Annotated in this window: 28 protein-coding genes and 2 tRNA genes; 18 read left to right on the top strand and 12 right to left on the bottom strand. The window is 45.7% G+C overall.

All coding sequences use genetic code 11. From position 1 onward, the window contains the following. Positions 1 to 49 precede the first annotated feature (49 nt). The 12 genes from WC5_RS24325 to racR form a co-directional block, all read right to left on the bottom strand. Entirely contained in the window at positions 50 to 1,285 is a 1,236-nt protein-coding gene (locus WC5_RS24325) for a site-specific integrase (protein WP_001551035.1), read from the bottom strand. A 1-nt stretch (position 1,286) separates the two neighbouring features. Beyond that, positions 1,287 to 1,502, bottom strand: coding sequence for an excisionase XisR (xisR, locus tag WC5_RS04525; protein WP_000079604.1), 216 nt, complete (start codon positions 1,500 to 1,502; stop codon positions 1,287 to 1,289). 99 nt (positions 1,503 to 1,601) lie between these two features. Then, a complete protein-coding gene (locus tag WC5_RS04530) occupies positions 1,602 to 1,790 on the bottom strand; it encodes a DUF1187 family protein (RefSeq protein WP_001551036.1) in 189 nt (62 codons plus the stop codon). Beyond that, positions 1,783 to 1,977, bottom strand: coding sequence for a type I toxin-antitoxin system endodeoxyribonuclease toxin RalR (gene ralR, locus WC5_RS0122640; RefSeq protein ID WP_001317028.1), 195 nt, complete (start codon positions 1,975 to 1,977; stop codon positions 1,783 to 1,785). The genes WC5_RS04530 and ralR overlap by 8 nt, the downstream gene beginning before the upstream one ends. A 56-nt stretch (positions 1,978 to 2,033) precedes the next feature. Next, positions 2,034 to 2,843 (bottom strand): recombination protein RecT, encoded by an 810-nt coding sequence (recT, locus tag WC5_RS04535; protein WP_001551037.1) that lies wholly within the window; start codon positions 2,841 to 2,843, stop codon positions 2,034 to 2,036. Then, positions 2,836 to 5,487 carry an exodeoxyribonuclease VIII gene (gene recE, locus WC5_RS04540; protein ID WP_016231728.1) on the bottom strand — a complete coding sequence of 884 codons (2,652 nt, stop codon included), beginning with the start codon at positions 5,485 to 5,487 and terminating at the stop codon, positions 2,836 to 2,838. The genes recT and recE overlap by 8 nt, the downstream gene beginning before the upstream one ends. Positions 5,488 to 5,588: 101 nt before the next feature. Next, complete coding sequence (locus WC5_RS04545) at positions 5,589 to 5,864, bottom strand: hypothetical protein (protein ID WP_001314664.1); 276 nt, start codon at positions 5,862 to 5,864, stop codon at positions 5,589 to 5,591. Positions 5,865 to 5,938: 74 nt separating this feature from the next. Then, complete coding sequence (locus WC5_RS04550) at positions 5,939 to 6,109, bottom strand: YdaE family protein (RefSeq protein WP_001551041.1); 171 nt, start codon at positions 6,107 to 6,109, stop codon at positions 5,939 to 5,941. Beyond that, on the bottom strand, positions 6,109 to 6,330 hold the full coding sequence (kilR, locus tag WC5_RS04555) for a killing protein KilR (RefSeq protein ID WP_000560221.1): 222 nt from the start codon (positions 6,328 to 6,330) through the stop codon (positions 6,109 to 6,111). The genes WC5_RS04550 and kilR overlap by 1 nt, the downstream gene beginning before the upstream one ends. Positions 6,331 to 6,750: 420 nt before the next feature. Then, positions 6,751 to 6,903, bottom strand: coding sequence for a DUF1391 family protein (locus WC5_RS23015; RefSeq protein ID WP_001551042.1), 153 nt, complete (start codon positions 6,901 to 6,903; stop codon positions 6,751 to 6,753). A 10-nt stretch (positions 6,904 to 6,913) separates the two neighbouring features. Next, positions 6,914 to 7,048, bottom strand: coding sequence for a hypothetical protein (locus WC5_RS25920; protein WP_000233813.1), 135 nt, complete (start codon positions 7,046 to 7,048; stop codon positions 6,914 to 6,916). A 308-nt stretch (positions 7,049 to 7,356) separates the two neighbouring features. Further along, positions 7,357 to 7,833, bottom strand: coding sequence for a DNA-binding transcriptional repressor RacR (gene racR / locus WC5_RS04560; RefSeq protein WP_001551043.1), 477 nt, complete (start codon positions 7,831 to 7,833; stop codon positions 7,357 to 7,359). Between the two features lie 123 nt (positions 7,834 to 7,956). Here racR and ydaS point away from each other — a divergent pair, with 123 nt between their 5' ends. The 18 genes from ydaS (at position 7,957) to WC5_RS26190 (ending at position 20,501) form a co-directional block, all read left to right on the top strand. Continuing rightward, a complete protein-coding gene (ydaS, locus tag WC5_RS04565) occupies positions 7,957 to 8,253 on the top strand; it encodes a toxin YdaS (protein ID WP_001551044.1) in 297 nt (98 codons plus the stop codon). A 22-nt stretch (positions 8,254 to 8,275) separates the two neighbouring features. Beyond that, on the top strand, positions 8,276 to 8,698 hold the full coding sequence (locus tag WC5_RS04570) for a toxin YdaT family protein (protein WP_001551045.1): 423 nt from the start codon (positions 8,276 to 8,278) through the stop codon (positions 8,696 to 8,698). Positions 8,699 to 8,710: 12 nt separating this feature from the next. Next, positions 8,711 to 9,568 carry a YdaU family protein gene (locus WC5_RS04575; RefSeq protein WP_001551046.1) on the top strand — a complete coding sequence of 286 codons (858 nt, stop codon included), beginning with the start codon at positions 8,711 to 8,713 and terminating at the stop codon, positions 9,566 to 9,568. Between the two features lie 6 nt (positions 9,569 to 9,574). Next, a complete protein-coding gene (locus tag WC5_RS04580) occupies positions 9,575 to 10,321 on the top strand; it encodes an ATP-binding protein (protein WP_001551047.1) in 747 nt (248 codons plus the stop codon). Positions 10,322 to 10,343: 22 nt separating this feature from the next. Further along, positions 10,344 to 11,105, top strand: a complete 762-nt coding sequence (locus WC5_RS04585) for a DUF1627 domain-containing protein (protein ID WP_001551048.1) — start codon at positions 10,344 to 10,346, stop codon at positions 11,103 to 11,105. A gap of 15 nt (positions 11,106 to 11,120) precedes the next feature. Continuing rightward, positions 11,121 to 11,552 carry a DUF977 family protein gene (locus tag WC5_RS04590; RefSeq protein ID WP_001403739.1) on the top strand — a complete coding sequence of 144 codons (432 nt, stop codon included), beginning with the start codon at positions 11,121 to 11,123 and terminating at the stop codon, positions 11,550 to 11,552. 193 nt (positions 11,553 to 11,745) lie between these two features. Then, positions 11,746 to 12,900: an anti-phage ATPase IteA gene (iteA, locus tag WC5_RS04595; protein WP_000385105.1), complete on the top strand. Its 1,155-nt coding sequence runs from the start codon at positions 11,746 to 11,748 to the stop codon at positions 12,898 to 12,900. Further along, entirely contained in the window at positions 12,875 to 13,552 is a 678-nt protein-coding gene (locus WC5_RS04600; RefSeq protein ID WP_016231727.1) for a hypothetical protein, read from the top strand. Before iteA ends, WC5_RS04600 begins: the two co-directional genes overlap by 26 nt. A 21-nt stretch (positions 13,553 to 13,573) precedes the next feature. Continuing rightward, on the top strand, positions 13,574 to 14,542 hold the full coding sequence (locus WC5_RS04605; protein ID WP_000654811.1) for an IS5 family transposase: 969 nt from the start codon (positions 13,574 to 13,576) through the stop codon (positions 14,540 to 14,542). Positions 14,543 to 14,575: 33 nt separating this feature from the next. Next, positions 14,576 to 16,204: a S8 family peptidase gene (locus WC5_RS04610; protein ID WP_353602602.1), complete on the top strand. Its 1,629-nt coding sequence runs from the start codon at positions 14,576 to 14,578 to the stop codon at positions 16,202 to 16,204. Positions 16,205 to 16,617: 413 nt separating this feature from the next. Continuing rightward, positions 16,618 to 17,217: a DUF1367 family protein gene (locus tag WC5_RS04615; RefSeq protein WP_000940316.1), complete on the top strand. Its 600-nt coding sequence runs from the start codon at positions 16,618 to 16,620 to the stop codon at positions 17,215 to 17,217. Next, the gene (locus tag WC5_RS04620) at positions 17,217 to 17,507 is read left to right on the top strand and encodes a DUF1364 domain-containing protein (RefSeq protein ID WP_001551052.1); all 291 of its coding nucleotides are present in this window, start codon (positions 17,217 to 17,219) and stop codon (positions 17,505 to 17,507) included. Before WC5_RS04615 ends, WC5_RS04620 begins: the two co-directional genes overlap by 1 nt. Beyond that, positions 17,504 to 18,046: a DUF1133 family protein gene (locus tag WC5_RS04625; protein ID WP_000640136.1), complete on the top strand. Its 543-nt coding sequence runs from the start codon at positions 17,504 to 17,506 to the stop codon at positions 18,044 to 18,046. Before WC5_RS04620 ends, WC5_RS04625 begins: the two co-directional genes overlap by 4 nt. Positions 18,047 to 18,399: 353 nt before the next feature. After that, positions 18,400 to 18,475, top strand: a tRNA-Thr gene (locus tag WC5_RS04630). Between the two features lie 3 nt (positions 18,476 to 18,478). Then, positions 18,479 to 18,553 (top strand) — tRNA-Gly (locus tag WC5_RS0122635). A 774-nt stretch (positions 18,554 to 19,327) separates the two neighbouring features. Then, positions 19,328 to 19,543, top strand: coding sequence for a phage lysis protein EssD (gene essD / locus WC5_RS04635; RefSeq protein WP_000839599.1), 216 nt, complete (start codon positions 19,328 to 19,330; stop codon positions 19,541 to 19,543). Further along, a complete protein-coding gene (rrrD, locus tag WC5_RS04640; protein WP_001551053.1) occupies positions 19,543 to 20,040 on the top strand; it encodes a lysozyme RrrD in 498 nt (165 codons plus the stop codon). The genes essD and rrrD overlap by 1 nt, the downstream gene beginning before the upstream one ends. Beyond that, a complete protein-coding gene (locus tag WC5_RS26190) occupies positions 20,037 to 20,501 on the top strand; it encodes a lysis protein (RefSeq protein ID WP_001551054.1) in 465 nt (154 codons plus the stop codon). The genes rrrD and WC5_RS26190 overlap by 4 nt, the downstream gene beginning before the upstream one ends. The last annotated feature ends 43 nt before the right edge of the window (positions 20,502 to 20,544 follow it).

Raw genomic sequence — 20,544 nt, 5'->3', positions numbered from 1 at the left:
TTTCAGTTCTCTGGTACTAAATGGGGCAAATTGGGGGCAAACTTTGCAACTACGATAACCGCGCATTCAACATGGCTACCTGTTCGTCGTTCATGTCATCAATCCACATACCGTAAATTTCATACACCATCTGCGCAGTTTCATGCCCCATCTGGCTGGCTATAAACGCCGGGTTCGCTCCTGCCGTCAACAGCCAGCAGGCAAAAGTATGCCGCGTATGGTACGGATTACGGCGGCGAATACCAGCACGTTTTACTGCTGCATTCCATCTCGCACCCAAACTGCTTACCGAGTAATAAGGTTTCTGTTTTCCGTTACACACTCTGGGCATGAAAACAAAATGCAGTTTTTGCTTTTCGGTTCTGCCGTACTCCCGATGATAAAAAGTGATTTCGCTTTTGCGATGATGCCCGGTCAGTTTGTATTGCTCCTTCAGTGCTTCAAGAGCAGGCTGCAGTAGTGTTACTGTCCGGATCCCGGCATTTGTTTTTGGGGGACCGAACATATCAAGTATCGTCAGGTTTCTTCTGACATTCACTATTCCCTTTTCGAGATCCACATCCTCCCACGCCAGAGCTGCCAGTTCCCCGTGACGAAGTCCTGAGTAAACGGCAAATTTCCACAAGTTCTGGCTCTGTCCTTTTTCACTTTCCATTAATGCATTGAATTCTGTTTTAGATAACGGATCAGGCTTTATTCTGTTTCGCTGTAATTTTTTTACTCCTTCAAATGGTTTGGTTGATATAAATCCCGACTGATACGCAAAACGCAACAGCGAACAGAGCAGGGCGATATAGTTATCAACTGTGCGCACGGTTCTTCCTTTTTTGTTGGATCTTGGATTATCCAGGTAAAGCGTTTCTCCATGCAGCAGTTCATTCCGGTAGATTAAGATATCGCTATAACGAATATGTGATATCGGGGTACTTTCACAAATTATTATTCTGAGTGTTTTTAATTGTGATTTCGTTTTCTTCATTGTGTTTGTTGTTAACTCTGTCTCTTTAATTTTTGTCCAGATATCACAAAGTTCTCCGAACGTTTTTATGACTCTCGTTGTCACCATTTTTGCCCCAGTGCTGGACTGGGGAAAACGTCTTAAATACTCAAATTCACCGGAGTTTATTTCATGAACTATCAGCGATCTTAAATTTCCGGCCTTTTTAATATTACTGTTTGTAATCTCCCAGCCTTTTAATGTTTCCCGACATCGTTTTCCTCGAAACATGAACCAGATGCGAATGTATCTACCTCTAATCTCGACACCTGTTGGTAATTTAGACATATCATGAGTCTTTGATAAACTGATTTATCTTTGGATAGTTGTACCAGATAATCCCTCGCTTACTGTCTGGCTTCCCTAAAGGAGATACTCGTTTGAAGTGGAAGCCTTCCACCCAACAGTTCTGGCGGTATGCTTCAATTTGTCTGGCCCCCAGACCAGTGCGAAGCATCAGGCCGTATTCAACCATCCACTCTTCATTAAAGATTACTTGTGCCATCGCATCACCTCTGGCAGGCGCCAATGTTAGACTGAAATTGACGCCCGATGTTGATTATTAATAATCAGCTATGAAGTTTTAATTTGAATACAATGCAATTCACGAGGACTGAAGTCTCTCGCAATTAAAATTTATCAGTTTTACTTTCTGCTCTCTGGAAACGGCTGCTTCTTTTTTACCTGAGAGCATTTTTTCGCATTCTGATTTCGTTAGTTTAGATTTTGAATATCTTGTCCAGTTAGTAGGAGTGCCACCTTCCTTTTCAATAGTGGCGGTAATTTTATACATGAACACCTCCATTATTATTTCCAGTGGTTCGTTTATTCCATCTTTCGAGTGCTTCTTTTTCACTTCCACCATAACCGGTTCGGGATTCGCATCCGTTACACTTCGCTCGGTAATATCCTGAAATGGCTTTCACCGTTACTGATGGACAACCACAAAATGGACATGGTTTAACATTGTCATATCTCATAATTTTTCTCATAAAAAATATTTCAAGTTGGCGGTGCATTACACCGCCAGACTGAATTATTCCTCTGAATTATCGATTACACTGTATTCCCCGGTTAATACAGAGGAATCTGCAGGATCGATTGTCAGTGGTTCCTTTTCATCCATTGATACTGCACGCTGGATCTCAATTGATACGGGCAGATATTTGAACAGGCGACGAATAGCTGTTTTCTTTGCCATTTCTTCCCAGTGAGTTACCCACGGCCCGTTATTACCAGCTTTACTCTGGCTGCGCACCAGCTCAATCTGTCTGCGCGTCATAACTTCAAACTGAGTACCTCCGTCTTTCAGTCTTGCGACAGCATAGACGTGGGTAACCGGGGCATCTTCGTTTTCTCCTGGGCGGTGTATTAACTTTTCATCAAGGCCAAATTCGAAATTAAATTCGTCACCTTCACGGACAACACGGGCTGACAGACTGGCGATTTGACCTGAACGGCGAGCCAGATCAATCATGCCGCGATAGCCAATGATTAGCTGAACGTTTTTTTTACCGCTCTTTTCGTTTTTATTACCAAAAGGCAGTAAATATGCATGACCGAGGGCGCTACCTGGCTCAAGTCCGAGCTGTGAACACTGTACGATTGCACTGACAAAACTCATAGTGTCACAGTTTCCTAACGCCGGAACTTTACGAATTTCTGTGGTGGCGATACGGATCATACGTTCAGCCGTCATATGGCGTGGAAGAGCTGCTGCCAGTTGCTCTTTCATTGATGGCTGGTTAATAAAACTAATCACGTCGTTATTTTTAATTGCTGCTGGTGCACGGTTTTCCTGAGTTTTTTGCAGATCGGCTTTTGCGATTGGTGGTTGCTTAGTCATTTGCATATTCCTTAGCCCAGCGGGGCAGTGATAACGTCTTAATAGCTGGCCATTCATCGGTATTGAGGCAGTCAGCCAGGGTTCGCAGATTGCGGTGATATTCCAGCTGACCTGCTAGTTTTGCTTCTTCGCCCATCATGAAAATTTCAACCGGATAACGTCCGCATTCAATAGTTGTGCTGGCAACCAGAAAAACGAAAGTTGGCTGCACTCCAAACTGTGCTTCATAACCGTCACTGTAGAATGCATCCTGAACGTGATAGCGGTAGTCGTAATAAGCGGTTTTGAATCGTTGAATATCCGCCGTAGTTTTCACGTCCATGATCCAGTGAAATTCAGGGATAATTTTGTCCGGACGGCACCGACACAAAATTCCTGTTTCAGGATCTTCCCAGTAAATTGATGATTCAGCGTGTCCGGCGCTTTCAACAAGCCATTGCCCCAGCGGCAAAGCAATAACGCTTTGATACATCAGTTCAATTTTCCGGCCTTCTTCCGCAGTGATAACCATTTTTCCTGTGCTTGCGCATTCCATCAGAAACGCTTTCTCTTCTTCTTTTCCGGCGTTTGTACGGCGGTTAAATTCAGGTGCTACGATAAAGCGGTTACTGAATTCTTCCGGTTCAAGTACCCGGCAGTGGAAAGCGGTTCCTAAATCGAGCGTTTTTGTCTTTGTGGTGTCCACGGGGGCATTTTTACGCCACAAATACAGTGCCGGAGTATCAGCAATGTCATCGAGCTGAGACTTACTGACACCGGGACCTGCGTGGTAATTCTCATTCGAAATTCCGTAATAAATACCTGGCTCTATGTCTTCTACGATTACGGGATCTGCGACTTCGCCAGTTTCATCACTGCAATCGCGATGCGGATCGCTGCCAGCATTCTCATTGTGCGGATGTTCAGCGCCTTCCATTTCCTCCGGATCATTTTCCTTAGCTTCAACCTGATTCTCTTCATCGAATGTTTCCTGGTTTGTTGCGTCGCCCATCACCGCACCACAGTCAGGGCAGTTATCCCCGCCAGTCTGGCCGCAGGCATTGCAGGCTATTTCCGGTTCCTGTTGCACTACTGGCTCAGGTTGTTTCATATCCGGGCTGGTTTTTTCCGTTTCTGGCTGGTTCTGGTACACAGAATCGCGAGTCTGGATCCCCTTAACCCATTTCGGATCGTTCGGGTCGCTAATTCCGTCAACAAATTCACCACGTGATGCAGCAAGCAATTTATCGGCATCGACAGGATTTTTTGATGGAATGTTTTTCCGAGCTTCATGGAGTTCTGCCCGCAGTTCCTGATATTTCGCATCAACAGAATTTACCTGTGACTGAGCATCCAGCGGCTGCGTGTCCTGATGATGTTTAGTTGCGTCCGGTTCCATTGTTTCAGCCTCTCCCTGTTCATCTGCCGTTGTTCCAGATGGTTGCAGTTTTTCTTCATCATCCTGTTTTCCTTCTTCTGTTACTCGCTGCGGCATCGGGGCAGAGGAGCGACCGCAGGCAATATCCACGATTTCCGGATCAGGGTTGGCATGATCGGTTTCAGTCAGTACTTTGTTCAGATATGCAGTGACGTGAGCGGGGATGACCTCGATCCCAATTGGTGCTTCTTTCACGGACGCAACCACGATGGCGCGGGAATAATCCAGCCCGCCAGGCATGGTGATGAATTTGTCGCGGAAAACAGAAAAGGGCGGTTTATTTTCAGCGATAATTTCCTCAATGCGTTTAGCGTGTGCCGGATGAAGGTTATAGATGTCCACGTCCATTGAACGGGCCAGTACGCCAGTGGCTATATCGCGCGCCAGTGACGTCAGATCGTGGACGAAACCTTCGCCGCGATCTGTGAGGTTCCCGCCGCCAGCATTAGCACCGGAAGCCGTGCGAGTGATGCGTGAAACACGATTCCCTTTTCGCCATTCTTTTGTCAGAAGACCGCGATCAATGTGTTCGGTATCCAGCCAGGCTGAAATGAAATTCTTAAATTCATAGGGCTGATGTTTTTTAGTGATAGAGAAAACTGCCTTAATTGCATCAGTCAGGCGGAGCAGGGCGGCATTATCCAGAGTTGTCGGTTCTGCCATGCCGCGTATGGCCAACAGCAGATTCTGGACATAGCTGTTTTCCTGATCCATCTCAAGAGCAGTAATGTGTTCGCGTTGTTCTCGGGTGGCATGATGCAGGTATTTCCGATCCCCGGCCGCATACGTAAAAATGTGCAGAAGACGCTGTGTGAACCGCAAAGTGGCTACAGAGACTTCGCAATCCTGGCAATCCTCGTGGGCGTCTGCCTGCGCGTTTTCTTCCTGGCCTCCCGCCAGTTCGTTGGTTTCTTGAGCATTATCCTGGTGGTGAACGTCGTCTGGCGCTGCTCCCGGTTTTAGTTCCCATGTCATGGAGTCTTTGCTGAGTTGATAGCGTTCACTCCAGGTAAAATCGATCTCACCTTCAGGGGGAAGGTCATTAACGACAGGAAAATTTGTGGCAACAGCTTTAAAATAGTTGCTCAGTTTTTTACCTGACTTAACGATCAGGTAGTCCAGAGTGGCACAGGTCGATTCAAAATCGTCGCTTGCCCACAGGACGACGTCAGGTTCACCGGATGATTTTTTCGCTTTCCGTAACAGGAAGAGTGGTTTTGTGCTCATTGTTTTTTAACCTCAACTCAGATTAAAATTCGTTTTGTTCAGTGAATGATCTTGCCGGATACACACTGTTCATAGCCTGCGCCATACGCAGGCTATTTCTTTCAGATTTCACCTTTTAATTTCATTGCAATTAGAGTTGCCAGAAATTCGGCTTTTTTTTCTGCGGGCAGATTCTTTCCGGTATGCACCAGGCACATTTTTTTGACACCTTCGTGAAGTGTTTTAACGTTGCCTGATGGACCGTCGATATCAACCACAGTGAATGGGGTTTCTTTATTTTCTGTTTTAATCACGTAGCCAATACGCTTTCCTTCCAGATTAACCTCGTGAACAATGTCATCAGTAGTTACAACAGTGGCTTCATAACTGGTAATCATGTTTTTCTCCTTAATTAAGGTTGAGCGAATCCCTGCCATTGCTGGCATAAATTCAGTTTCGCATAGTCAGTTAATTAAAGTTCGTGTGCCATCTGGTCTTTTTCGGCACAACTTTCACTACAATATTTTTTCATTTCCGTCGTTTGGATAACTCCACGCATGAAATGAAGTGGTCTTTTGATACTTTTGCTTTCTTCAATTTCTTTATTGCAAAGGTGGTAAGCACATTTTATTTTCTTAGTCATCACCATGACTCCGCCTTTACAGGTAAACCATTACGACCGAGGAAGACTTTAATCATGCAGTCAGTAATGCATGTTTTTGTGGTCAGGTTACGAATATAAAGTTTTCGCTTTTTAATATTGTTTGCCGAGGCAATATATGTCCGGCCTTCATGAAGAACATAGTCACCAGGAGTCACACACTGACGTGGTATTTCATCAGTTCCGAAGTGATGTGCAATCATAATTATCTCCATTTTTACAAATGAACTTTGTTGATGCGGTGCCTGGTGCCTCCAGGTGACTGCAACCAGTTAACAATTACAGTCGGCTTTCCCACCCAAACCAATAAGGACTAACATGACTTTTAACTGTGCCGCGTGCGCTTAGCCGCATTCACCGCATCACAAAATTCACTTTAAAAAGGGCGGGCATCAGTCGAACTTCAAGAAAAAACTGATGCCGCCAAGACTACACATAGCAGTGTTGTTATCCACAACCGGAGGCGCACTCCCACCATTTAAATTTAACAGACAAGACCGACTCTTTATGGATATCGGAAATGCGCCTTCGTGTTGTGCCCGGTTTTATTTCACCACCTCCGGGCTTTGGTGGTTTCTGCTATACCCCTACAGCGAGAATATTGAATTAATCCAAATAATGGATTAGCAAGTATTTCTGGCAAGCCAGCGACGTGCGCCTGTTTCTGTTTTAAATGTTTTGCTTTTGGTATACGTCATAGCAGTGAACGTTCCATCTTGGTTAGGGAACACGCCGCACACCATGGATTCGTTATTGCCGAGGTCGATTTTTTGCATTTTTCGCACCTCACATCTTGTTGTTGCGGATAGAGGCTTCTGCTTGCCAGAGATCCCAGTCGTTGCTACGTAAAGCCTGCACAGCCTGGCTGTAAGTGATACCGCAACAATCCATCAAATACTGAACTACTTCGTAATGCACCATCTTATCTCTCCCCTTAACGCCGGGTGGCGGAACTAACTGCTGCACTGCAAAATTTGAATCCCGCCGTCATGTTCATACGCCTCGGGCTGGCTACTTAACCCCTGACCACTGCCTGGTAACTCGAAGTATTGCCTGGCGTTCTGTGGGGCGGGGTGGGTGGTATGCTGGAACTATAGGTAATGCCTAATTGATTGTCAATAGGCTATGCCTAATGTTTTAAGCGTAACCTAATAGGTGATGGCGACTGGAGAAAGTGATGGGGGGGTTAAATAACGGAATCCAGGAGTTTTCCGTCAGACCATATAAGTTTAAGTTCCAGTTTTTGTGATGTTCTGGCTTTTCCGTTCAGATTCTAGAGCTTTCAGATACTTACCCACTTTCATTTCCATCGCTGCTATGTAGGCGCGAACATCGTGGTCAACCCAATCTGGTTCTGTAGCATTTCCAGATAACAGGAAAGCTACAATCGCTCTTATTTCATCAGAGGCTGCTTGATAAAGGTTGTTTATATCTAAAAGTTCACTTTTTGTATCTGGATTGGTGGGGGTTGGTATGGGGTATTCGTTAAGCCCCCAATGCTCTGGACCAACAACATCAGCAAAGAAACGCCATAATTCTGGAAGTTTATCTTTACTTATGGAGCCTTTCTTAATCCAGTCATAGATTGATGGTGGTTGGACTTTGAAGTGGCGTGCGACCTCCGCCTTTGATTTGACGGATCCCGATGCGATTTTTTTGTTAATGGCCTGCTCTATCGCTCGGCCTAAGTCTTTACCACTAAGCATTGCTTAATATTCTCCTATGCTCATTGCATTAGGCAATCCCTACTCTCATTGTATTAGGCATAGCCTATTGACATTTGTATTAGGCGTCGCCTAATATCTCTGTGTGTTTTTGGAGTTCATTCGATGAAAAAAGAGAACTATTCATTCAAGCAAGCTTGTGCTGTTGTCGGTGGGCAAACAGCAATGGCTAGGCTTTTAGGTGTATCACCTCCAAGCGTAAATCAATGGATCAAAGGGGTACGTCAATTGCCTGCCGAGAGATGTCCAGCAATTGAACGTGCAACAAGAGGTGAGGTGCTGTGCGAAGAACTTCGTCCTGATATTGACTGGTCATATTTACGACGTTCGGCATGTTGTTCGCAGAATATGTCAGTGAAGCAACTAAATGACAGTAACAAATCCTCATTTGATCATACCTGAAACATCAAGAGGCAAATGATTCATGAAAATCAAGCATGAGCACATCGAATCGGTGTTGTTTGCCCTGGCAGCCGAAAAAGGGCAGGCATGGGTAGCCAATGCAATTACTGAAGAATATCTGCGCCAGGGGGGCGGCGAATTGCCCCTGGTTCCAGGCAAGGACTGGAACAATCAGCAGAATATCTATCACCGTTGGTTGAAAGGTGAAACGAATGCGCAAAGGGAAAAAATTCAGAAGCTGATCCCAGCAATTCTGGCAATCCTTCCGCGCGAGCTGCGTCACCGACTCTGCATCTTCGATACCCTGGAACGCCGTGCATTACTGGCGGCGCAGGAAGCGTTAAGTACGGCAATTGATGCGCATGATGATGCAGTCCAAGCCGTTTACCGGAAAGCGCATTTCAGCGGCGGCGGGTCTTCCGACGATTCTGTCATTGTTCATTAAGCAAAAGTTTTCATGCTGTTTGTGCTTATTCTAAGCCACCGGGCAGCATCATACGGGGCAATTATGGCCGCATTACCATACATGCAACTGTACATAGCTGATTACCTGGCTGACACCATGCATTTGTCAGCAGAGGAGCATGGTGCGTATTTGTTGCTGATGTTCAATTACTGGCAAACAGGAAAGCCAATACCTAAAAACAGGCTGGCAAAAATTGCCCGTCTGACTAACGAGCGATGGGCTGATGTTGAACCATCCTTGCAGGAGTTTTTTTGCGATAACGGCGAGGAATGGGTGCATCTTCGGATTGCGGAAGATCTGGCATCAGTTAGGGAAAAATTAACCAAAAAATCAGCCGCAGGAAAAGCATCTGTTCAGGCCAGAAGAAGCAGAAAGGAAGCAGATGTTCAAACAAAACAAGAGAGAAATTTAACAGGTGTTCAAACAGATGTTGAAGTGGTGTTTGAACATGATGTCAACACAAAGGCAACTAATAAAGATACAGATAAAGATCTAAAAACAGATCCCCCCCTAAATCCCCCCCGGGGGAATCGAGGTGTCAAAAAGTTTGACCCTCTGGATATTGCTTTGCCGAACTGGATTTCTGTCTCGCTTTGGCGTGAGTGGGTTGAATTTCGCCAGGCATTGCGAAAACCGATTCGAACGGAGCAGGGCGCTAACGGGGCGATACGGGAGCTGGAAAAATTCCGCCAGCAGGGTTTTTCACCTGAGCAGGTGATTAGACACAGCATCGCCAATGAATACCAGGGCTTGTTCGCGCCGAAAGGTGTTCGACCTGAGACGTTACTCCGACAGGTTAACACCGTCTCGTTACCGGATAGTGCGATCCCGCCAGGCTTCAGGGGGTAACTGTCCATGAAAAATATTGCGACAGGCGACGTTCTTGAACGTATCCGCAGACTGGCCCCGTCACATGTAACCGCGCCATTCAAGACGGTAGCGGAGTGGCGCGAGTGGCAACTTTCCGAAGGCCAGAAACGTTGTGAGGAGATCAACCGTCAGAATCGTCAGTTGCGGGTGGAAAAAATTCTGAATCGCTCTGGCATCCAGCCATTGCACCGCAAATGCTCGTTTTCGAATTACCAGGTGCAGAACGAAGCGCAGCGATACGCGTTGAGTCAGGCGAAATCCATCGCTGATGAACTGATGACCGGGTGTACAAATTTTGCGTTCAGCGGAAAACCTGGTACCGGGAAGAACCACTTAGCGGCAGCTATCGGGAATCGCCTGCTGAAAGACGGTCAGACAGTGATTGTGGTTACCGTGGCTGATGTTATGAGTGCCCTGCACGCCAGCTATGACGATGGGCAGTCAGGCGAAAAATTTTTGCGGGAACTGTGCGAAGTGGATCTGCTGGTTCTTGATGAAATTGGCATTCAGCGCGAGACAAAAAACGAGCAGGTGGTGCTGCACCAGATTGTTGATCGCCGGACAGCGTCGATGCGCAGCGTGGGGATGCTGACAAACCTGAACTATGAGGCCATGAAAACATTGCTCGGCGAGCGGATTATGGATCGCATGACCATGAACGGCGGACGCTGGGTGAATTTTAACTGGGAGAGCTGGCGTCCGAATGTCGTCCAGCCAGGAATTGCGAAGTGATTTTTACCGGGAGGAAATTTTAATGGAGACTGTTTTTGACGCACTGAAAGCAATGGGAAAAGCCACGTCGGTAGAACTGGCTGCGCGACTTGATATCAGTCGTGAAGAGGTACTGAACGAGCTGTGGGAGCTGAAAAAGGCTGGTTTCGTTGATAAAAGCGTATACACCTGGCGTGTGGCTGATAACAACGTTCAGCAGGAACAGCCAGAGCAGGCAGAACCGCCGGAAGAAACCACCACGGCAACAGTCGCGAAAATTTCGGAGTGCGATTTAACTGCGACGATTGAACAACGTGGACCACAAACGGCGGATGAGTTGGCTACATGGTTCGGTACCACATCACGCAAAGTGGCTTCAACGCTGGCAATGGCAATCAGCAAAGGTCGTCTGATTCGCGTTAATCAGAACGGTAAATTTCGTTACTGCATACCGGGCGATAATTTACCAGCAAAGCCGAAAGCTGCATCGGTAACGGAAACTGATTTTAAAGCCTTTCCTCAGCCAGCAGATGTTGCGTTACCAGTACAGGAAGCTGCAACACAGGAAGATATTAAAACAGAAACTGTGGCGGACATTGTGCAGTCGCTGCCATCGTTTACTGAAACGCGAGCTGATGACCTGATTTTGCCATCGCTGCATATGGCAAACCGCGAACTGCGTCGGGCGAAAAATCATGTCCAGAAGTGGGAGCGAGTCTGCGCCGCGCTGCGGGAGCTGAACAAGCACCGGGATATTGTTCGACAGATTGCTGATTCTTCCCGCCGTGTTGTATCGGAAAAGTGATTGCCGGAGGCGCTTATGGCAAAAGTATTTACACAAGAAGAGCGGGAAAAAATTAAAGGGCAGGTTGTTGAGCTAGTACGCCGGAGTGGACGCGAGACGTTACGACAACTGGAGGCCAAGACAGGTGCGACAAGATATCTGATGAGCGTTCTCGCCAGAGAGCTGGTTGCCAGTGGCGATGTATACAACTCTGGTTACGGGTTATTCCCGTCTGAACAGGCTCGTAAGGACTGGCAAAATGCCCGCAAAAAACTATCCAGGGCAAAGGTGAAGAAACCATCTGTGGTTGATCCGGACCTTATCTGGTCATTACCAGACGGAGAAATACGCCGCTACGACAGGCGTCTGAACATAATCTGTCGCGAGTGCCGGAAGAGTGAAGTTATGCAGCGTGTGCTGGCGTTTTATCAGAATGGTTTTCGAGAGAGGCTTGGAGATCAGGGATGAATAGAACGATGAAGGATGGAAGCTACATATTCTCGGTACTAAGATTTATTTTTCTGACACAAAATGACCATTTGGCGTTACATAATCCCAAAAAAACGTATCAAAAATCTCAAAATGCGTTACGATTAGAGAGTATTTTGATTCTGCGTGCTCATTTTTTGATTGCTGTGGCTTTTTGTTGTGGGAGTGTTGAATGGATTATTTATCAGAAGTGTTAAAAATCATTGAAGGTGCAACAAAGGCAAATGCTTCGATGGCTAGTAATTATGCTGGGTTGCTGGCAGATAAGCTCGAACAAAAAGGGGAGGTCAAGCAAGCCAGAATGATAAGAGAAAGGTTGCTTAGAGCTCCCCAGGCGTTGGCAGGAGCTCAAAGGGCTGGAGGTGGGATATCTCTGGGCTCATTACCGGTAGATATTGATAGTCGACTCAACACTGTTGATGTCAGTTATCCTAAATTAGACAGTTCAGAGATTTTTCTGCCTGCAGCAATCAGTACCCGTGTTGAAGAGTTTATCACTAATGTTCAACGTTATGATGAGTTTGTTAAAGCTGATGCAGCATTGCCGAGTCGTATGCTCGTGTATGGAAAGCCAGGAACAGGTAAGACTATGTTATCTAAGTACATCGCTACCCGCTTAGATTTTCCACTTCTTACAGTGCGTTGCGATACTTTGATTAGTAGTTTATTGGGACAAACCAGCAAAAATCTTAGACAGGTTTTCGATTATGTAATGCAGAGGCCATCAGTGCTTTTTTTAGACGAATTTGATGCTTTAGCTGGAGCAAGAGGTAATGAGAGAGATATAGGTGAGCTTCAGCGAGTTGTCATTTCACTATTGCAGAATATGGATGCGGCATCAGAGGATACGGTAATTATTGCCTCAACTAACCATGAGCAACTTCTGGATCCTGCAATCTGGAGGCGATTTAGCTTCAGAATTCCAATGCCTCTGCCTGACATACATCAGAGAGAGTTAATTTGGAAAAATCGTTTAAAGAATATGATATGTAGCGATCTAGATTTAAGTGATTTATCAAGAAAATCGGAAGGATTATCCGGAGCAATAATTGAACAGGTGAGCTTGGATGCACGTAGGGATGCAGTTATTGAAGGTGCAAGTGTGATAAATCACCATAAATTGTATAGGCGTTTGTATCTTGCTCAATCGCTTATGGAAGGTGTAAATTTAAGCACTTACGAAGATGAAATTCGTTGGTTACGTTCTAAAGATAAAAAATTATTTTCTATCAGAGTTCTTGCTAATTTGTACAAACTTACATCAAGAGTAATTTCAAACATTCTGAAGGAGTCAGGAGCATATGAGCAGAAGGGGTACACAGTTTAGTAACGCAAAAGTTACAAACCCAATGTTAAGAATCCCTTTTTCCAGTAGTGACTTGGGTGCAATAGTAAACGCTGGCGGTGGGGCAAAGGTATTGGTTGATGTAACAGCCGAATATAGACAAGGGCTAGTAAGAAATTTAACAACCAGTAAACATTATTTAGAATCCAAACTTTCAGAGTACCCTGGAAGCTTGGGTACTTTGGTTTTCAAATTAAGAGACCAGGGAATAGCCAAAACGCATAGGCCGAACAAAATTGCTCAAGAGGCTGGATTGCAAAATGCCGGTCATGCCAAAATAGATGAAATGTTGGTTGCTGCTCATGCCGGCTGTTTTGACGTATTAGAGTCAGTCATTTTACATCGGAATATTAAAGCGATTTTGGCTAATCTAAGCGCGATTGAGCGCATTGAACCTTGGGATGAGAATAGGAAGGTTCCAGGAGGCACTGATGGTTTGTTTGAATCATCAAACATCCTTGTACGACTATTTGAGTACACAGGTGAAGATGCAACTTACAACAACTATGAAAACGTTATTTCTATATTAGAACAACACGGAGTTAAATATGATGAGATTAGACAAAAATGTGGTCTTCCCTTATTAAGGATAATGGATTTATCCCCAAATGATAGATATATATGGCTTTGTTGAATAAATCGAACTTTTGCTGAGTTGAAGGATCAGATCACGCATCCTCCCGACAACACAGACCATTCCGTGGCAAAGCAAAAGTTCAGAATCACCAACTGGTCCACCTACAACAAAGCTCTCATCAACCGTGGCTCCCTCACTTTCTGGCTGGATGATGAAGCGATTCAGGCCTGGTATGAGTCGGCAACGCCTTCATCACGAGGAAGGCCCCAGCGCTATTCTGATCTCGCCATCACCACCGTTCTGGTGATTAAACGCGTATTCCGGCTGACCCTGCGGGCTGCGCAGGGTTTTATTGATTCCATTTTTGCCCTGATGAACGTTCCGTTGCGCTGCCCGGATTACACCAGTGTCAGTAAGCGGGCAAAGTCGGTTAATGTCAGTTTCAAAACGTCCACCCGGGGTGAAATCGCACACCTGGTGATTGATTCCACCGGGCTGAAGGTCTTTGGTGAAGGCGAATGGAAAGTCAGAAAGCACGGCAAAGAGCGCCGTCGTATCTGGCGAAAGTTGCATCTTGCTGTTGACAGCAACACACATGAAGTTGTCTGTGCAGACCTGTCGCTGAATAACGTCACGGACTCAGAAGCCTTCCCGGGCCTTATCCGGCAGACTCACAGAAAAATCAGGGCAGCCGCGGCAGACGGGGCTTACGATACCCGGCTCTGTCACGATGAACTGCGCCGCAAAAAAATCAGCGCGCTTATTCCTCCCCGAAAAGGAGCAGGTTACTGGCCCGGTGAGTACGCAGACCGCAACCGTGCCGTTGCTAATCAGCGGCTGAGCGGAAGCAATGCACGGTGGAAATGGACAACGGAATATAACCGTCGCTCGATAGCGGAAACGGCAATGTACAGAATGAAGCAGTTGTTGGGAGATTCACTGACGCTGCGTGACTACGATGGTCAGGTAGCGGAAGCTATGGCCATGGTGCGTGCGTTGAACAGGATGACAAAGGCTGGGATGCCAGAAAGCGTGCGTATTGCCTGAAAATCCAGCCAGCTACAGGGTCGTTCGCACGAAATCTTATTTATTCAACAAAGCCGATATATATTAGACATTCTCATTGATTACCCGGGTATAAGAACGTTAATTCCTGAACCAAAATATTCAGCATTCCCGGTTAGTGTAAGTGATTCTGTTGGCATTGAAACAAATAGCTTTCCCGTACCATCAGAAGAATTACCCATTGTTGCTGTATTTGACACTGGGGTAAGCCCCATCGCGGCAACAATTACTCCTTGGGTAGTGAGTAGGGAAACATACGTAATTCCTCCTGATACGAGTTATGAACATGGGACTATGGTGTCTTCATTGATATCAGGCGCTCATTTTTTAAATGACAATCATCCATGGATTCCTGATACAAAATCTAAAATCCATGATGTTTGTGCCTTAGATGAAAATGGATCTTATATATCAGATTTAATTCTGAGGCTAGCAGATGCTGTAAATAAAAGACCAGATATAAAAGTCTGGAATTTGTCTTTGGGAGGCGGACCATGTAATGAGCAGACGTTTAGTGATTTTGCGATGGAGTTAGATCGGCTCAGCGATAAATTTGGTATTTTGTTTGTAGTTGCTGCAGGTAATTATGTAGATGAACCTATACGTACATGGCCAAATCCTGATCCGCTTGGAGGTGCTGATTTAATTTCCTCTCCTGGAGAGTCAGTCCGAGCACTAACAGTTGGTTCAGTTTCTCATATGGAAGCTAATGATGCTTTAAGTGAAATTGGAACACCGACACCATATACTCGTCGTGGCCCTGGGCCTGTATTTACTCCAAAGCCAGATATAATCCATGCTGGCGGTGGGGTTCATAGACCTTGGAATGTAGGAGCAAGCAGTTTAAAGGTCGTAGGGCCAGATAATAGGCTTTGCTCTAATTTTGGTACTAGTTTTGCTGCTCCAATTGTGGCAAGTTTAGCTGCGCATACATGGCAGAGAATAGCCACTAATACAGACTTTAATGTTTCACCATCATTGATTAAAGCATTATTAATTCATTCCGCTCAATTATCTTCTCCTGATTACTCGCCAAGTGAAAGACGCTATTTGGGAGCGGGAATTCCTAATGAAGTTATTGAGACCTTATATGATAGTGATGATAGGTTTACTCTGATTTTCCAAACATTCTTGGTTCCTGGGGTGAGGTGGAGAAAGGATAACTATCCCATACCATCGGCACTTATTCAAAATGGAAAATTTAAAGGTGAGATTGTAATTACTGCTGCATATGCACCACCACTGAACCCTAATGCCGGCAGTGAATATGTTCGCGCGAACGTAGAGCTAAGTTTTGGCTTAATTGAGAATAATACTATAAAAGGAAAAGTGCCTATGGAAGGAGAAAACGGTCAATCTGGATATGAGAGAGCTCAAATTGAGCATGGTGGAAAGTGGTTACCAGTAAAAATTCATCGCAAGGCATTTAATAAAGGAATTACTTCGGGTAACTGGGCTCTTCAGGCTAAAACAACGTTGAGAGCGAATGAACCGGCCTTAATGGAGCCTTTACCTGTAACTATTGTAGTAACTTTAAAATCATTAGATGGAAACACACAAGTTTATGCTGATGGCGTAAGAGCTTTAAATGCTAATAACTGGGCTCACTATCCATTGCCTGCTCGTGTGCCAGTTTCCGTATAACAACTATATAAATCAAACCCGCTGTAGCGGGTTTGATTTATTTGTGGGTGTGTTTTATAAAAATACCGCCCATACACAACAAAATACAAAAAGTATTATAGATAAAAAAGGAACGTAATGTGCAGATTTGTTGTTTTCCATATTTACTCACCTTAATATGATTAACCCTGATAGGGTTGTTATTTCAGCGGTTTTCAAATGAGATATTATGGTGATCTGGCAGATTTGCATAACATTAAAATTTAATTTGTTTAACCGCTTTTAATAATAAGCGTTGTTTGTATCCCAGCAATCTGTTTTTTGGTTTTTATTCCATTAAGGTGGGGCTTTACACTGGAGCCAGTTTATTTATACTTCATATGTCAGCCTGAACAACTGGCATCTGCTGCGCTGCGCCATCGAGAGATTAAGAAATGGCGCATATACAACTGGTCAAACAAACCTCTTCCGGATTACTTCTCCCGGCGACGCCGGAGAGTTGTGATTTTCTGCATCAAATCAAAATAGGCGAGTGGATACACGCAGACTTTAAGCGTGTGCGTAACTACGCATTCCACAAGCGTTTTTTCAAACTCCTGCAACTGGGATTCGATTACTGGACTCCGGTCGGTGGGGCGATCACGCCTCGCGAACGAGAACTGCTGTCTGGTTTCGTTGATTACCTGTGCGAATCAGTTGGTCGGGAACACACGCCAGCCCTGAGTGATGCCGCAGAGCAATATCTGAATACAGTTGCGACACGCAGAACCCGGGATACGGCATTGCTAAAGTCGTTTGAGGCTTTTCGCGAGTGGGTAACCATTCAGGCTGGATTTTACACCGAACATTTTTATCCGGACGGTAGCCGCGGGCGTCGGGCAAAATCTATCGCTTTTGCGAATATGGACGAAACCGAGTTTCAGCAGGTTTATAAATCTGTTCTGAATGTGCTGTGGAACTGGATTCTGTTCCGTAAATTTTCCTCTCCGGAACAAGTCGAAAATGTGGCCGCGCAGCTGCTGGAGTTTGCGTAATGGTGGATTTACGTAAAGCGGCGCGGGGGCGGATGTGCACCGTCAGAATTCTTGGCTACTGCAATCACGATCCGGAAACGTCTGTGCTGGCGCATTACCGACTGGCGGGAACGTGCGGAACAGCGACAAAACCACACGATATGCAGGCGGCGATTGCCTGTAGCTCATGCCACGATTTAATCGACGGGCGGGTAAAAACAAGCGATTACACCAAAGAAGATTTACGCCTGATGCATGCAGAAGGTGTTTTTCGCACGCAAGAAATCTGGAGAAAGGAAGGTTATTTATGATTTACCCAACAAATACAGGCAAAAGCGGGGAACACCTTCGTCTCACCACGCTGGAAAGTGTCTGGATTCAGGGAAAACTGCGCATGTGGGGGCGCTGGTCGTATATTGGCGGCGGTAAGACGGGGAATATGTTCAACCAGTTGTTGGCCTCTAAAAAGCTGACAAAAACGGCAATTAACGAGGCGCTCCGGAGGATGAAAAAAGCAGGTCTGAACAAGTCTGAACTTGAGGCTTTTTTGCGGGATATGATTAACGGTAAGCAAAAGAGCTGGCTGGCGCATTGTACTGATGCAGAGGCGTTATGTATTGATCGGGTCATAAGTGAGGTGCTGGCAGAGCATCCAGGATTGATTAGCGTCCTTCGGCAACGGTATGAGGGGCGGGGGATGACCAAACGCAAAATGGCTGAATTGCTAAATGATGCACACCCAGAGTGGTGTTTTAGCACATGCGAAAAGCGAATTGCTAATTGGTTGGCCGTTGCTGAGTATGCGCTATACATTCCCATGCGAGAATCATTCGCTCAAAAAACGGCTTGATTTTTTACGCATAAACTGCTTCAATTTTGCTACGCTTCGCAAAGCTGTATCGCGAGGCGAATCAAGCGCAATTAAACTTTAATAGAACCCGCCATCGAGCGGGTTTTGTTGTTTCTGTGGTGTGATATCAGAAACGACATTTAATCATCGCCTTCAAAATAAATTTATTTATATGTTGTTGTATATATTTTAAGTGAAAGTGAATTATTCACATAAAATAAAAACATATAAATAAATTTACATAACTTGACGCAACGTGTTGTTGCGATTGGAATATTAAATCGTATTATCGAAAACGGTTCTGAGGGGGAACTCTTCTTTGCTCGGTGATATCGCTCCCCTGAAGAACCAATGCCGACTTAGCTCAGTAGGTAGAGCAACTGACTTGTAATCAGTAGGTCACCAGTTCGATTCCGGTAGTCGGCACCATATGCGGGTATCGTATAATGGCTATTATCTCAGCCTTCCAAGCTGATGATGCGGGTTCGATTCCCGCTACCCGCTCCAGAGAAACAAGCCTTATTGTATCGTGGCACTGGCGTATTTTTTATTACGTGGGGTGGGTTGTTTTAAAAAGACAATCCGTTCTCTGACTATGATTGGAGGTCGGTTGTAGTCACAGTGCTAATTTTTTTACGGCAGCAGAATGGTGCATTATCGGTGGAGATTTTGTATTTCCTGGCAGGGTCGGTGATGCATCATTCTGGTGTTGTAAAAGCACCGCAGAGGTGTTCCTCAGTGCGAGGGTGGTTTAGATAGTGGTTTGGCGGGGAATCACAATATCTGTTGTAGAGATGGATATTTCGGGAGGCACCCGACACCTCGATTCTTATTACAATAAAATGATTTATCTCATGCAGTGACCAACCGCCATATTTGGCGGTTTTTTTTATTCCTTCCTCAGGACAAAAAAAGACACGAGCATCCTGGAATACTCGTGGGACAAAGTCCTTTAGATAGCAATTTGCGAGAGGGTGAAAAAGTAGCGCGGTCGTCGGATTAAGACCGCGGGACAAAGTCCATGAAGAATAATAAGTATTGGCCCCCTTCTGGGGACATGTTCATACTACTAAGCTTCAGAAGTGGTTTAAATCATCAAATTGACCTTAATTTTCGATAAGTCTTATTTCATTTCTTTGCGCCACATCTGGCGCGCATCAAATAACGCCACGCAAAGGGCATCTGCGGATGCCGGTGCTTTTGACGGGGTGTTTTTTACGGGCCGCTGGTGGCCATTTTTTGTTTCCATTACACAGCGCCCGCATCTGCGAGGTGGGGGTTATGAAATCCATGGATAAGTTAACAACGGGTGTCGCCTATGGCACCTCCGCAGGCAGTGCTGGCTACTGGTTTTTACAGTTGCTCGATAGAGTAACTCCGTCACAGTGGGCTGCAATCGGTGTGCTGGGTAGTCTGGTATTTGGCCTGCTGACGTACCTGACAAACCTTTATTTCAAGATTAAAGAAGATAAGCGCAAGGCTGCGAGAGGTGAATAATGCCTCCATCATTACGAAAAGCCGTTGCTGCTGCTATTGGTGGCGGAGCAATTGCTATAGCATCAGTGTTAATCACTGGCCCAAGTGGTAACGATGGTCTGGAAGGTGTCAGCTACATACCATATAAAGATATCGTTGGTGTATGGACTGTATGTCACGGACACACCGGAAAAGACATCATTCCCGGTAAAACGTATACCGAAGCAGAATGCAAAGCCCTCCTGAATAAAGACCTTGCCACGGTCGCCAGACAAATTAACCCGTACATCAAAGTCGATATACCGGAAACAACGCGCGGCGCTCTTTACTCATTCGTTTACAACGTGGGTGCTGGCAATTTCAGAACATCGACGCTTCTTCGCAAAATAAACCAGGGCGATATCAAAGGCGCATGTGATCAGCTACGTCGCTGGACATATGCTGGCGGTAAGCAATGGAAAGGTCTCATGACTCGTCGTGAGATTGAGCGTGAAATCTGTTTGTGGGGTCAGCAATGAACAGAGTAACCGCGATTATCTCCGCTCTGGTTATCTGCATCGTCGTCTGCCTGTCATGGGCTGTTAATCATTACCGTGATAACGCCATCGCCTACAAAGAACAGCGCGACAAAAATGCCAGAGAACTGAAGCTGGCGAACGCGGCAATTACTGACATGCAGATGCGTCAGCGTGATGTTGCTGCGCTCGATGCAAAATACACGAAGGAGTTAGCTGATGCGAAAGCTGAAAATGATGTTCTGCGTGATGATGTTGCCGCTGGTCGTCGTCGGTTGCACATCAAAGCAGTCTGTCAGTCAGTGCGTGAAGCCACCACCGCCTCCGGCGTGGATAATGCAGCCTCCCCCCGACTGGCAGACACCGCTGAACGGGATTATTTCACCCTCCGGGAACGACTGGTAATGATGCAGGCCCAACTTGAAGGTGCTCAGCAATACATAACCGAGCAGTGTTTAAAGTAAAATCTTAACTACAATATGATTCATTTTGATGATTGTTTCATAA

The sequence above is a fragment of the Escherichia sp. KTE114 genome (assembly GCF_000407765.1).
Taxonomy (GTDB): Bacteria; Pseudomonadota; Gammaproteobacteria; order Enterobacterales; family Enterobacteriaceae; genus Escherichia; species Escherichia ruysiae.
Note: the sequence above shows the minus strand (reverse complement) of the source record. Positions and strands in the feature narration are given on the sequence as shown.